General features: G+C 44.7%; 12 protein-coding genes. 7 read left to right on the top strand and 5 right to left on the bottom strand.

The window, feature by feature from the left end; all coding sequences use genetic code 11:
* Nucleotides 1-13: 13 nt before the first annotated feature.
* Nucleotides 14-631 carry an NAD(P)H-dependent oxidoreductase gene (locus VEA_RS21870; protein ID WP_005392538.1) on the top strand — a complete coding sequence of 206 codons (618 nt, stop codon included), beginning with the start codon at nt 14-16 and terminating at the stop codon, nt 629-631.
* The gene (locus tag VEA_RS21865) at nt 628-2586 is read left to right on the top strand and encodes a monovalent cation:proton antiporter-2 (CPA2) family protein (protein ID WP_012842445.1); all 1959 of its coding nucleotides are present in this window, start codon (nt 628-630) and stop codon (nt 2584-2586) included. The genes VEA_RS21870 and VEA_RS21865 overlap by 4 nt, the downstream gene beginning before the upstream one ends.
* A 99-nt stretch (nt 2587-2685) precedes the next feature.
* On the opposite strand, the gene VEA_RS21860 is transcribed toward VEA_RS21865, so the two are convergent.
* Nucleotides 2686-2979 carry a hypothetical protein gene (locus VEA_RS21860; RefSeq protein ID WP_012842444.1) on the bottom strand — a complete coding sequence of 98 codons (294 nt, stop codon included), beginning with the start codon at nt 2977-2979 and terminating at the stop codon, nt 2686-2688.
* A gap of 245 nt (nt 2980-3224) precedes the next feature.
* On the opposite strand from VEA_RS21860, the gene VEA_RS21855 reads away from it, so the two are divergent.
* Complete coding sequence (locus VEA_RS21855; protein ID WP_005375388.1) at nt 3225-3518, top strand: ArsR/SmtB family transcription factor; 294 nt, start codon at nt 3225-3227, stop codon at nt 3516-3518.
* A 108-nt stretch (nt 3519-3626) separates the two neighbouring features.
* On the opposite strand, the gene VEA_RS21850 is transcribed toward VEA_RS21855, so the two are convergent.
* On the bottom strand, nt 3627-4976 hold the full coding sequence (locus tag VEA_RS21850; RefSeq protein ID WP_012842443.1) for an alpha-amylase family protein: 1350 nt from the start codon (nt 4974-4976) through the stop codon (nt 3627-3629).
* A gap of 517 nt (nt 4977-5493) precedes the next feature.
* Between VEA_RS21850 and VEA_RS21845 the strand changes: the two genes are divergently transcribed.
* Together VEA_RS21845 and VEA_RS21840 are read left to right on the top strand one after the other, a co-directional pair.
* Nucleotides 5494-5850, top strand: a complete 357-nt coding sequence (locus VEA_RS21845) for a MerR family transcriptional regulator (RefSeq protein WP_005392533.1) — start codon at nt 5494-5496, stop codon at nt 5848-5850.
* A 58-nt stretch (nt 5851-5908) separates the two neighbouring features.
* Nucleotides 5909-6286, top strand: coding sequence for a carboxymuconolactone decarboxylase family protein (locus VEA_RS21840; protein ID WP_006742181.1), 378 nt, complete (start codon nt 5909-5911; stop codon nt 6284-6286).
* An 82-nt stretch (nt 6287-6368) separates the two neighbouring features.
* On the opposite strand, the gene VEA_RS21835 is transcribed toward VEA_RS21840, so the two are convergent.
* Nucleotides 6369-6599 (bottom strand): PAS factor family protein, encoded by a 231-nt coding sequence (locus VEA_RS21835; protein ID WP_005375384.1) that lies wholly within the window; start codon nt 6597-6599, stop codon nt 6369-6371.
* A gap of 285 nt (nt 6600-6884) precedes the next feature.
* Nucleotides 6885-9311, bottom strand: a complete 2427-nt coding sequence (locus VEA_RS21830; protein ID WP_006742182.1) for a M9 family metallopeptidase — start codon at nt 9309-9311, stop codon at nt 6885-6887.
* A 446-nt stretch (nt 9312-9757) separates the two neighbouring features.
* Here VEA_RS21830 and VEA_RS21825 point away from each other — a divergent pair, with 446 nt between their 5' ends.
* Nucleotides 9758-10735, top strand: a complete 978-nt coding sequence (locus VEA_RS21825) for a hypothetical protein (RefSeq protein WP_006742183.1) — start codon at nt 9758-9760, stop codon at nt 10733-10735.
* A gap of 31 nt (nt 10736-10766) precedes the next feature.
* Here the strand turns inward: VEA_RS21825 and accD are convergent, their stop codons facing one another.
* Nucleotides 10767-11630, bottom strand: coding sequence for an acetyl-CoA carboxylase, carboxyltransferase subunit beta (gene accD, locus VEA_RS21820; RefSeq protein ID WP_012842441.1), 864 nt, complete (start codon nt 11628-11630; stop codon nt 10767-10769).
* A 142-nt stretch (nt 11631-11772) separates the two neighbouring features.
* Here accD and VEA_RS21815 point away from each other — a divergent pair, with 142 nt between their 5' ends.
* Nucleotides 11773-12672 (top strand): LysR family transcriptional regulator, encoded by a 900-nt coding sequence (locus tag VEA_RS21815; RefSeq protein ID WP_006742185.1) that lies wholly within the window; start codon nt 11773-11775, stop codon nt 12670-12672.
* The last annotated feature ends 130 nt before the right edge of the window (nt 12673-12802 follow it).

Raw genomic sequence — 12802 nt, 5'->3', positions numbered from 1 at the left:
AGCAAGGATCCTTATGGCGAATAAAAAAGTATTAATTCTCTTTGCTCATCCTTCCCAGCATCGTTCAGAAGTGAATACTCCACTTTTCAAAGAAGCTCAAAAAATTGAAGGCGTGACATGTGTTGATCTCTATGGTGAATACCCTCGTTTCGATATCAATATCGACCGTGAACAACAACGCTTGCGTGAGCATGATGTAGTGGTTTTTCAATTCCCACTATATTGGTATTCAACCCCAGCAATTTTAAAAGAGTGGCAAGATCTGGTTTTGGAGTATGGCTTTGCTTACGGCACTGAAGGAACCGAACTACAAGGTAAAACCATGCTGTGCGTGCTTTCGGCCGGCGGCAAGGAAGAAGCTTATAAAGCCGAAGGCTACAACCATTTTACGATTCGGGAACTGCTCGCTCCTATTGAGCAAATGTCAGCGCTCACGGGTATGCACTACATTGCGCCTCTTGCTTTGTTCGGCGCACGTACTGCCGAAGAAGAAGGACGAATACCCCGTCATGTCGAACGGTACAAAAGCCTGCTAACAGCATTAGTCGAAGATAGACTGGATGTTGAAGCAGCTGCGTCATTAATCAAACTCAACAGCGCACTTCCGAAGCTCATCAAGGAGGCTTCATGACAGGGATATTCTTACAAGCCTTCGTGTATTTGATTGCCGCTGTAATTGCGGTACCACTTGCCAAGCGTTTAGGGCTCGGTTCCGTTTTAGGTTACCTCATCGCTGGTGTGGTAATTGGTCCAATTATCGGTTTAGTCGGTGAAGAAACAACGACAATTCAGCACTTTGCCGAATTTGGCGTGGTGATGATGCTATTCCTAGTGGGGTTAGAGCTAGAGCCTAAAATGCTCTGGTCAATGCGAAATCGTTTAATGGGCTTAGGCGGTCTTCAAGTTGGCGGTACCATCGCGGCGATTATGGGTATTGCCCTGTACTTTGAGCAGCCTTGGACCATTGCCTTAGCCATCGGTTTGATTTTCGCCCTCTCTTCTACCGCGATTGTTTTGCAAACTTTTAGCGAAAAAGGGTTAACGAAGACAGAAGGCGGACAAAACGCGTTCTCTGTTTTGCTTTTCCAAGATATCGCTGTTATCCCGATGTTGGCCTTTATTCCATTGTTGGCACTGCCGGAGTTAGTCGAACAAGCACAAAATGCTGTTCAAACTGCTGCTCAGCATCATGACGATTTAAACCTCGTGGCAGATTTACCGGGCTGGGCGTACGGAATAGTCATCACAGCATCGATTGCGATTGTTGTCGTTGGTGGTCACTTTTTAAGTCGACCTCTGCTGAGCTATGTTGCTAGCTCTGGGCTGCGTGAGATTTTTACCGCCACCGCATTGATGCTGGTGATCGGCATCGCAGCACTGATGAGTTTAGTTGGCTTGTCTCCAGCTTTGGGAACCTTCTTGGCTGGCGTTGTATTGGCGAACAGCGAATTCCGTCACGAGTTAGAATCCAATATCGAACCATTTAAAGGGTTGTTGCTGGGTCTGTTCTTCATCACCGTCGGCGCAGGGATCAATTTCTCGGTTCTATTTGGTGACTTATGGTTGATCATGGCACTGACCATTAGCGTGATGGTATTGAAAGCCTTGGTGCTGTTTATTCTCGCGCTGATATTTAGAGTGAAAGGCAGCAACCGCTGGCTGTTTACCTTAAGCTTGGCTCAAGCGGGTGAATTTGGTTTTGTGTTGCTAAGCTTCTCTGTGCAAAACCACGTCATTCCGTTTGAACTCTCGCAAACTCTTGCGCTGGTTGTTGCTATCTCAATGTTCTTAACGCCAGGTTTGTTCATTCTATTTGACAAATTAATACTGCCGCGTTTTGAAACTCAATCAAACGAAAGGGAAAGCGATACGATTGAAGAAAAAGGCACAGTAATCATCGCTGGTATCGGCCGTTTTGGTCAGATTGTTAACCGCTTGCTTGTTTCTAATGGTGTAACAACCGTGGTGCTCGATCACCAAGCCAACCAAGTCGATAACATGCGCCAGATTGGCACTCGCGCTTATTTTGGCGATGCGACTCGACCAGATATGCTGCACACTGCAGGCATCGAGCATGCGGCTGCGTTGGTCGTCGCAATTGATAACCAAGAATCGAGTGTGGAACTGGTGAAGTACGTCAAACACACGTACCCCAAAGTAACGGTGATCGCACGCGCCTTTGACCGTGGTCACGGCTATCTTTTGCGTCAAGCTGGGGCTGATATTATTGAATCGGAAACCTACCATTCCGCATTGGAGATGGGCGGTCACACGATGAAAGCACTTGGTATTCATCCCTTCTTTGTTGAGCAGCAAAAAGCGACATACAAGCGTGTTGAAGCGCGCAAGTCCGAGATACTCTACAAAGCTTGGGAAGATGATTCTGAAGGCGAACGTTATGACAACAATTTCCGACAACTGTTTATTCAGTTAGAGGAAAAAATGGCGGAAGAGATGCAAAAAGATCGCCATGACAAACTCTCGCGCTCAGAACGTGGTTGGACGCCACCGCCGAAAGGTTACGCCGATGACTTCAATGAAGATAACGTTCAAGAACTAACACCGCCGAGAGAAGAGCCGCTCTGACGGTAACTTGCTCAATATTAAAAACCTCCCGTTTGGGAGGTTTTTCTTTTTCAGTACCGAGTCACATGCCGTGCAGGATAAAATGATCTTCTCACGAGATTACATAAGATCATTCATTAAAATCTCATACTCTTCGTTTGCTTCTTCCACTAAGTGAGAAAGCTCTAACGCATCAGTAACTGCAAGATTGAACTGCCACTGAGTTGTGTCTTCTTTACCACAGATTCGAGTTTCACACCCACGGCTCTCAAAAGACAAATCATCAAACTCTGTGGTATGGCGCTCTTGAAGTTCTACAATCTCAACTTCTAATTTACCGACAGGGTTAACTTTAACGTGAGCATGTAAATCTGAACTGTTAGACAAACAATAATCTCTATGAACCGCAATCATGGCCGCCTCCTTGGTCTGCCAACTGACAACTCACCCATGAGTGTAGACGAGGGAGTTTGAACGTGGGGTGAAATAATAATGAAGATTGATCTGTCTCATTGGAGTAGACAATTATTGTTGTGCTGGTATGAGCCGGTATGAATCTCATCTGATTTAAATCGTTCCTAGATCACAAGAGTTGGCATTTACCGAGACTTTCCCTATTATCGAAACAAATTTACTGTAGTCATTCTTTAGAGGTCAGTATGGAGCTTGAAGCCGTCGCTAAAGCACTAAAAGAGTTAGGGCATCCTACTCGTTTAAGTATTTACAAAGAAGTTGTCAAAGCGGGATACAAAGGTATCGCGGTAGGCGGCGTACAAGAAAAGCTTGGCATTCCTGCATCCACTCTCTCTCATCATATTTCTAGTCTAGCCTCAGCCGGGCTTCTCACCCAACGTCGTGAGGGGCGAACCCTTTTTTGCGTTGCAGAGTACCAATGTTTAGATGATGTGATCGGTTTTTTAAAGGCTGAATGTTGCGTTAATGAGTGCTCATAACCTCATAGCAGACGCGAAAGACTTCGGTTTTACATTAGACTTTACCCGTTCTTGAATGACCGCCGATAAACATAAACACCGAGCTCGCTAAGCTCGGTGTTTTATTTTTTAGTTTTCGACGAGCAACATTGAGGCTTTAGGTGGCACAATTAACTTACCGTCAGATGGAACGTCCTGATCCGTCATCAAATCCACCCAGTCGCCATCCATTTTCAATGCCAAAGACTGCTGACGCTGCGATTTATTAAGCACGACAATGCCTTTGCTCCCTCGCTTAAGTACCAGCATATCATCGTTACCTTCAAGAACACTCATCGACTCGCCATGCGTCATATTGTGGAACTGGATCATTTTCGCCATTCGCGGATCGTTCCATGCGCCTTGCCATCTTGGTTTGCCATTTTTATCTGTAATACCGCTAGTGTTTAAGTCGGTATAAACCAATGGCACACCACCATCGCGGCCTAGAATGTAGGCATAAGCTAACCATTCGTTTTCCTCATCCATGATCAGATCAAGGAAAACGTCATTGTTAGGAATGTCATGCGTGACAACAAATGTAATGGCGCGACCAGGCGAAAGGGCCTGACCGAAACAGTATGGGTCAATCAACGACTTGAAACTGCCTTTTTTAGCAAACGCCTTAAAAATGGTCGAGAACAACGGGAAATCGTAAGCGCCTAAGCGAGTTTCCTGTAAATACGGCTCAAGAAACAACTGATACTCTTCTTCTGTCGCACCGCCATCGGTAATAATTTCGCCAAATATATGCACATCGCGCGTGATGTCATCTGTCCAAACACGTTTAAGATGCTCTAACGTCATGTGTTTCGCGGCATCAATACGAAAACCTTTCACACCAATGGCTTTCAGTGCTTTTAGGTAAGCGCGTTGCTGCTCAACGACATGGTCACAAACACGGAGGGTTGGCAAGCCAGGATCAGTTGGTCCACCAGTGATGCGTCCATTTTGTACCTGCCATTTATCTTTCCAGTCTTTAATACCGAACGCTTCAACAAAGTCCTCTTCATCAAAAAGCGGTTGAGATAAGTCGCCAAATAACGTTAGCGACTGATATTTCTGTTTGTTTTGTTGGTATTCCTCCAGGACCTCTTGCCTTGGGTATTGGAGGTCTCGGCGAAGGTGGGCCTCATTTGCCATATGGTTAAACACCACGTCAGCGTAAACCCACACGCCAACTTGCTCCAGTTCACGAACCATACGGATAAAGTCTTTGGTATCACCCAACGCATTGTCGATGACACGGTAATCTTGAGGTTGATAGCGCTGCCACCAGCGATCATCGTGGGCGCTTTTCATTGGTGGCGAAACCAACACGGAGCCGTAACCTAGCTCGTGGATTTCTTTTGCTCGTTGGGCAATGTCAGCATACTTCCAATCAAACGCATGTAAGATAACATTCGCACCGAATGATTGTATTTCCTGTGAGCCACTCATGTTGTTCTCCTACTCGTTTTCACTCACGATTACTTGTTTGCATTTTTTTGTGAGTGAATTCAATAGTCGAAATTATAAGAGCTATTAATCAGACGCCCTCACCCTTTTCGCCCTAACTCAAGGCTGAAAATGAAGGCGTAGTGACTCCTCCATTGCATAAGTAGAAACGATTCTGGACGTAAACGAGTAGATGACATTCAAGTACACCGCACATAAAACACACTAACCCATTGTTTTATATTGAAAAAATTGCATTCAAAATATATGAAAGAAAATATCCGGGTACGCCCTAAAGGAGGCCAAAGACTAAAAACAGCCAAACCACTCTATTGAGTAACTAATTTTTAATAAAGTGAAACTGGCAGGTGGATCACGTTTGGCGCGTATTCAAAACAGCCCCCTTCTGCGTATCCCACCTTAAAACATGGAAGATTACCGTTTGTATCTATCCCGAAATGACTTCAAAATGCGGAACTTAGCTTATGCCTATTGGTATGAATTACCTTGGAGGGTAATCATGAATATCAAAGAGTTTTCTAGCCTCGTCGGCTTGTCTGCTCATACACTTCGATACTATGAAAAAATTGGCTTACTTAAACATGTCCATAGAAACGCGAGTGGGCATCGAGTGTATAGTGCGAAAGATCTAAGCTGGATTAGCTTCGTAAAGCGATTAAAAGAAACTGCAATGCCGCTTGAAGAGATTCTGGAATATGCAAAATTAAGGGAAGTCGGCTCAGAGTCTGTACGACAACGCCAAGCCTTGCTAGAGCAACACCAAGAAAACCTCAAGCTCCACATTGAACAGCAGCAAAAGCACTTAACGGCTCTAGAAGAAAAAATTGCCTTGTATAAAAGCGGAAAAGTTCGTTGACTTAGAGTTAACTCTAAGGATTAAGGTATGTTTGCATTTATTCACTAGGAACATATCGATGGAACAATCACGCTTTAACAAAGGATTAGAACTGCTCTCTCACATTGATGGCGACGCTGGTCATAACGTCATCGAAAGCTTACAAGATATTTGCCCAGATTTAGCTCAGTACACCATTGAGTATCCGTTTGGCGATATTTATGCTCGCCCAGGCTTAGACCTAAAATCGAGAGAAGTCTCAACCGTCGCCGCGCTAACGGCAATGGGGAATTGTACACCACAACTGAAAGTACATCTCAATGCAGCACTGAATGTAGGCTGCAGCGAGGCTGAAATTAAAGAAGTCATCTTACAGATGTCCGTCTACGCAGGGTTTCCAGCGGCATTAAACGGCATGTTTGCCTTCAAAGAAGTGCTAGCGGAAAGAGCAGAGTAATCACGACGTTGAAATCAATTTAAAGGCAATTAAATTAAAAACGGCCCTTGGGGATCGGGCCGTGATTTAAACAACGAGTGAATTAGCGCTCAGGGGTTTCAAGCAGTTTAACCGCGCAATCTACCGCGTTGTTAATGCCTTGACTACTCTCCAACTTGCCTGAACTTGCAGGACCAAGGGCACAAGAATACAAAGCCAGCTGCTTATCGAACGGCAGATCCAACTGTTCATATAGATTTTGTCGGATTCTTGCATGTTGTTCTGGTTCTTGGTTAGCAAGGCTAATCAACGTTTCATAAATAAGCGTTTTCATGTCTTTCCCTTTTCACTTTATTGCACGGGGTGCATATATATTGTATCCGTTTGGAAAGCACAAATCAGAAGCTAGGTCACAGAACGCGTCGCTAAAAAAGTTTATGTGCGCGGTAAATTGTAATACAAACCTAAAGCCGTTTAGAAAAAGAGCAAAGGATAACTCGATAAATCAGCCGATTAACTGGCATTCGCCGCTGTTTGATCACAATAGCGTCCGATACAAACAAAAACGCCGCTCTATGAGCGACGTTTTTTATCTCGATTTCAGCTAATCGAACATGTTTTAGTTGAAGTGCACTAACATTTCAACGTCATCACCTTGTTCTGGTGCTTGAAGAGAGAAGTGCACATAGCCCGCTTCAGTAACAGGAATCGCAAGGTATTCGTTGCTGCCTGCATAGTTGGACACGTACTCGTGTTGCTCAACTGTAGGCCAATGCTCCCTACTCGCGTATAGGTCGACATTACCTGTTTGAGAGTGAGCCGTTAGCCATACACGAACCTCTTCAACACCTTCAGGTACATACACTGCCGCATAACGCTGCTTGTGAACGGTCAGCATTTTTGCTTCACCAGACTCTAATACCACCGGTGCCAAATCGTCTTGCACTTGTGTTGGCGGTGTTTGCGCTTCAAAGTCTAAAGCAGCCACAAGATTCACTGAGTCATAGTTATCACGGCCAGTTAAACTGATGTAGTAACGACCTGCTTTCACGTAACCATCCTGCTCTGGCTCAAATACAATCTCTTCATTGCTGCCATCGCCATACTGGCTCATTTCAAAGTCGTAGTAATGCGCAACTTTGTTGTAGCTCATGTAAAGATCCGCATCCCCCGCACCTTCAATAGATACATTAAAGCGAACGGTGTTGGCTGGTACGTCAACGTAGAACAGTTTTTCACTGTATGCTTCGCCACTGAGTTGAAGGCTTTGGTTCGCCGTCAATTCGGTCACTTGTGCTTCAGGTTCTGTTGGTTCTATTGGCTCTTCTGGGTCAGTAACTGGTTGCTCTGGCTCCACTTCTAACGTATCCAACCAGCGTTCAAACTCTGCGTCATATTGTTGACCTAATGTCGTCACCTGTTGCGCCCACTGTTCAAACTGACCAGTGCGCGACAACGCCAACAAGCTTTCTACGTCTTGCGGATGATTTTCTAACATGAATCGAACGGCCAAGTAACCCCAACGATAGATACGATTAGTATCGTGAGAATATGTGGTATCAAACACAGTTGAAAGGCTCAATTTACCGCCTGCAATCAGTTCGATCGCAGCTTGGTAGCCTTGTTTGTAATGCATGTATTCAGCAAAACCTTCCAGCCACCACACGATATGACCGTGGGCTAAGTTATCACTGAATGAGCCGTACTGGTTAAATCGCGCGTCCAAATAGTGCGTGTACTCATGCTCTAGATTCAAAATCGATAAATCTTCGCCATTCGCATAGCGATAAGCCACGAAACGGGCGGTATTGTCCGCTTTTGATGGATTCCCTTCAAGGTACTGACCACCGTTGTCCGTTGTATTACCAAACAGGAACGAAGAATAATCAACGTAGCTGTCGTTACTAGCAAACACCGCCACCTCAACACGGTCATTCAAGTCATCAGCGACAGGTTGATTGCCCGTATTCGCCACTTGATGGAAGTCGGCTTCTTTCGCAGCCAGTACTTCACACGCTTTCGCAGCTTGAGCATCGGTCAGATCTTCAGAGCGAATGATGGCAGGTCCCTGACACTCAAAACGATTTGGCATCACGCGCGCTGCTAGATCTTGCTTCGCTTGATCTAGGTCCAGACCGTTTAAACCTTCAGGTGCGTAGTAGCTCATCATCTCTACGGCAGCAAGCCACAGTTTGTCATGCTCACTACCCAGTGGGTAACGCTGCATCACTTGTTGCATCACAGCCAAGGCTTTGCGTTTGGTCTCCTGATCTGGGCTCGCAAGCAAACGACCAGTTTCACGTAATGCATTGAAAACAATAAAGCTCGCATCCGTATCCAATGCCCAAGCGTTATCAGATGCGAATCTCGCTAATGTATCAATATGGTGAGTATTGTTTGCCATGTAGCGGTAGAACTCATCGTTTGCTACATGACCTGCCATAGAACGGAACAGGTTGTTTAAACCATCGACCCATTGCGTGTCCTGCGCGGTTTCACGGTTAAAGTGCATCAACGCGGCCATCATGCTATCCATGGTCAGCGGCAACTGCTTCACGTTATCAACCATCAAAGTCAAGCTCTTCATTGCGCCAACTTGTTCACGGCCTTGATCCAAAGCATGAGGGTTGTTTAGGAATAGGTTCGTCGACTGAGCAAAACGCTGACTCAACGCTTGCGAAAACTCAGGTGTAGCTGTGCCAGCATTGTAACGAACGTAGTAGGCCGCTCGAATAAACTCGCCCAGATTTTCTAGAACACGAGCTTGCTCTGCTTCTCCACGATAGCGGGCAATTTCTTGATCCAACGCGACTTGGATACGGCTTAAGCTCGCTTCGCTGTAAATATCGTTCAGCGTTGCGGAAGGAGCTGAAAACCAAGCGTGGTAGCAATCATACTCAGCACCAGAAACGGCAGCAGCCAAGTCTCTCGATTGTTGTAGATCAGCAACAGCGCACTGGTTTTGTGCAAAAGAGAAGCTAGACACACTCGCTAGCATACAAGCAAGCGCCAAACGATGGCGCGGGAAAAAACGGATATGAGACATAACAACACTCATTGATTATTAACATACATTGAGTGGGGGTTTATATTCTTTACAGCTCAAACAGTGAAATCAGTATCATAAAATTTATGAAATCGCTCCCAAAAATAGGCTTTTTACTCTAAATTTATGGGATCAATCCCAACCCAAGATTTCTCACAATTATCAATAAAAACATTAATTTACCTTTTTCTAAATAACGACTTTATGAGGAAAATTACCCTTAAACGCCCCCTTAACTCTTCCAGATAGAGTTCACAACAATCAAAGGTTCTGAATTAAACTTTGATGCTTGATACCATCTATTTTTATTTGTGACTCATTCCCAATAAGTTATCGAGTGCATATAAAAAGGCTGGCGTTAATGGTAAATTCTCTGCCAAATCAAACACATTTACTCCTCGAGTCATTGATGAGTGAATAAGCAGATATTTGGCTAGGGATAATACATGTCACTTTGGGGATTTTTGGGAGCGGGTCTTGTCTACTTCATGACAACGTTTGCCTTTGTTTTTGGCGGCATTTTTTGGTTATGTGCTGAAGGTAATACATTAAGAGAAACAAAGCGCCAATCATCAATAATGTCCGGGGTTATTGCTTGTACTATTGGAACTTGGGTGCTTGCTTTTGGTGTTTACGTTTACGGTTACTTTTGGGATAACTCTTCTCACTATTATTTTTATTTGCTCGCTCCATGGGGACTTGCCATTTTTGGGGTAAAACTTCGTAACCGCTGGGTTAAGCAATACGCGCGTGTAAAACACGCAAAAGAAGAACAGTGGCAAAAGCGCTGGCGAGAATTATTAGGGGAAGATACTGAAGATCTTCCACCATATACACATGATTACGAGCTCTACTCGGGCATTTGGCAAGCCAATGAAGCGCTCCGAGAACAGTGTTTTGCAGCCCTTCCTCACGGGAAAGCAGTCTACGAGAGAGTGAAAGCCTTCCAAACGATGGCCTCCCACGCTGGTGACATAAACAATCAAGTTTTGCTGAGTAAACTCGATCAACTAGAGGATGAAATCATTCAAGTTCTTGAGCAACACTCGCAAAAGAAAGTAAGCATTGAAACTGGCGCAGGTACTTTACGCAAAGAGTCAAAACGCAATGTTTATCACCATGAGAATAGCCCAACAGAAGAGCAACTGTACGACTCAATCAACCTCCAACATGATTTGGATCGAGAGCTACGCAACATTATCTATGATCGGCTCGGTTACGATGGCGAAGATGAGTACTTTTTCCTCCAAGCGCCACTCGAAGAGCTTACCGAGAATGAAACCGCAATCAACTGGATGCTCTGGGGGTTAGTAAGCGACCATTTTGCTGTTGACCCATACCAAACGGCGTTGGATCTCAGCCTAATGAATGCGGAACCAAGATGGGGGCAAAATGAACGGTTTGTAATGATTACGGCTCAATAAACGCAAGTACTAAGCCTAACTTTAATATCACCTATTCTGAAACCACCCTCGCGTTGGTTAACTTAGCCAATAAGCCGCCAACGCGATCACGCATTTCACGTCTGTCTACAATCATATCTAATGCACCATGTGCCAATAAAAACTCACTTCTTTGAAACTCGTCTGGTAGCTTTTCACGTACCGTTTGTTCAATAACACGCCTTCCCGCAAAGCCGATGCTTGCTTTAGGTTCACCAATATTGATGTCTCCCAACATGGCTAAACTCGCCGAGACACCACCATAAGTTTGGTCCGTCAATACTGAGATATAGGGTAATCTGTGCTCAGATAAGTGGTTTAACGCGGCGCTGGTTTTTGACATTTGCATTAGTGCTACCAAAGACTCTTGCATGCGCGCCCCTCCGCAAGCAGAAAAACACACTAGCCCAGATTTTGTATTAATCGCAGTTTCAACGGCGCGGACAAATTTCTCTCCAACCACCGCCCCCATCGAGCCAGCCATGAAAGAGAATTCAAACGCACAGGCTACAACAGGCAAGCCTAGTAACTTCCCCTGCATCACAACCAAGGCATCTTTTTCTCCAGTCGTTTTCTGCGCGATGGCAATTCGCTCTTTATATCGTTTTAAATCTTTAAAACCCAAAATATCCTGCGGTTCCAACTCACTTGCCAACTCTTGCTGTGTTCCATGATCCAGAAAAGTGTTTAACCTTTGACGTGCAGTCATTCTCATGTGATGAGAGCACCTAGGACATACTTCCAAATTCTCTTTTAATGCCGCACGATAGAGTATTTGTTCACATTCAGGGCATTTTGTCCAAACGCCCTCAGGAATAGACGCTTTGCGCGAACCTATTATATTTTTATTCTCAAATAACCTTTCTAGCCAACTCATGAGTACCTCATTATTTATCACCTCGTAGCAGGACATCTGCATCGGTTGCCCGCTCTGACTTTTAAATAAAATTGTATGCAACTCAGTCTGAGGATAAAGTGCGATATGCTGGCTTGATAATCCAATAAAGTGGGACAATAGAATGTTTGATAACGTCGACCAAATCTGGTTAAAAAGTTTTCACTGTGTCTATGAAAACAACAGCTTTAAGCGAGCCGCTGAGTGTTTGAATATACCAACATCGAATGTCAGCCGACATATTGCCCTGCTTGAAGAAAAGTTAAACATCAGGTTGTTCAATAGAACGACAAGGCGAATGACGCCTACCGAGGCTGGAGAAGAGCTCTATAGCAGCACTCGTCCATTATTGGAACAACTCAACAACGCGCTAGAAACCGTGACTCGCCACTCGCACACAGTAACGGGAGAGCTACGTATTCTTATGCCAGACACACCTGTACTGGCCAAAGCGGTTGTCACCTTTTGCACGCAATACCCGTCAATCTCTTTGTCTTGCGATACAACGCTAAACCCTAAAGATGAGGTTATTGATAGCTTTGATGTCATTTTGAGTTTTCATAGAGGGACTTTGTCTGACAGCAATTGGGTGGCAAGGGAAATCAAACGCTGGCCCAGTGCTATTTTGGCTGCGCCTCAACTGCTTAATAAGTACGCCAGCCCTTACAAAATTACGGATTTAAATCATGTTCCCTGTATCACGACACTTACTGCAGTAAATGGCGCTCCCTGGGTGTTTAAAAATCCCGACGGAGGTCATATTACGCAAACAGTACAATCCTCGTTCAAAGTAAACAGTGGTCATCTCGCTAAATCTGGCGCGTTATCAGGGCTTGGATACGCAATACTTCCAATAGAGTCATGCAAAGACGAGATCGAGAGCGGCAAGCTTGAAGTCATCCCTCTAGAGTACGAACCTGAAGATTTAGTGCTTTATGCGTTTTACTCTTCTAGAAAGCACTTAGCCAAGAAAATCTCTATGTTTGTTGAGCACTTAAAACAACACGCGAAACTTAACGCCTAGTTAATCACTAATCATTTATCCCAATAATTATAAAAACTGACATAGTAGAGCAATTCGACATGCGATTTTCTCAAATAAAAAAGCCAGCAATCGAGATTTACTGGCTTTTGCAAAAGGATTTCCGTTGGCG

The organism is Vibrio antiquarius (assembly GCF_000024825.1).
Classification (GTDB): domain Bacteria; phylum Pseudomonadota; class Gammaproteobacteria; order Enterobacterales; family Vibrionaceae; genus Vibrio; species Vibrio diabolicus.
Note: the sequence above shows the minus strand (reverse complement) of the source record. Positions and strands in the feature narration are given on the sequence as shown.

Excerpts from the sequence above, each read along its gene's own strand:
- VEA_RS21870 (WP_005392538.1), top strand. The coding sequence starts at position 14 with ATGGCGAATAAAAAAGTATTAATTCTCTTTGCTCATCCTTCCCAGCAT.
- VEA_RS21865 (WP_012842445.1), top strand. The coding sequence starts at position 628 with ATGACAGGGATATTCTTACAAGCCTTCGTGTATTTGATTGCCGCTGTA.
- VEA_RS21860 (WP_012842444.1), bottom strand. The coding sequence starts at position 2,979 with ATGATTGCGGTTCATAGAGATTATTGTTTGTCTAACAGTTCAGATTTA.
- VEA_RS21855 (WP_005375388.1), top strand. The coding sequence starts at position 3,225 with ATGGAGCTTGAAGCCGTCGCTAAAGCACTAAAAGAGTTAGGGCATCCT.
- VEA_RS21850 (WP_012842443.1), bottom strand. The coding sequence starts at position 4,976 with ATGAGTGGCTCACAGGAAATACAATCATTCGGTGCGAATGTTATCTTA.
- VEA_RS21845 (WP_005392533.1), top strand. The coding sequence starts at position 5,494 with ATGAATATCAAAGAGTTTTCTAGCCTCGTCGGCTTGTCTGCTCATACA.
- VEA_RS21840 (WP_006742181.1), top strand. The coding sequence starts at position 5,909 with ATGGAACAATCACGCTTTAACAAAGGATTAGAACTGCTCTCTCACATT.
- VEA_RS21835 (WP_005375384.1), bottom strand. The coding sequence starts at position 6,599 with ATGAAAACGCTTATTTATGAAACGTTGATTAGCCTTGCTAACCAAGAA.
- VEA_RS21830 (WP_006742182.1), bottom strand. The coding sequence starts at position 9,311 with ATGTCTCATATCCGTTTTTTCCCGCGCCATCGTTTGGCGCTTGCTTGT.
- VEA_RS21825 (WP_006742183.1), top strand. The coding sequence starts at position 9,758 with ATGTCACTTTGGGGATTTTTGGGAGCGGGTCTTGTCTACTTCATGACA.
- accD (WP_012842441.1), bottom strand. The coding sequence starts at position 11,630 with ATGAGTTGGCTAGAAAGGTTATTTGAGAATAAAAATATAATAGGTTCG.
- VEA_RS21815 (WP_006742185.1), top strand. The coding sequence starts at position 11,773 with ATGTTTGATAACGTCGACCAAATCTGGTTAAAAAGTTTTCACTGTGTC.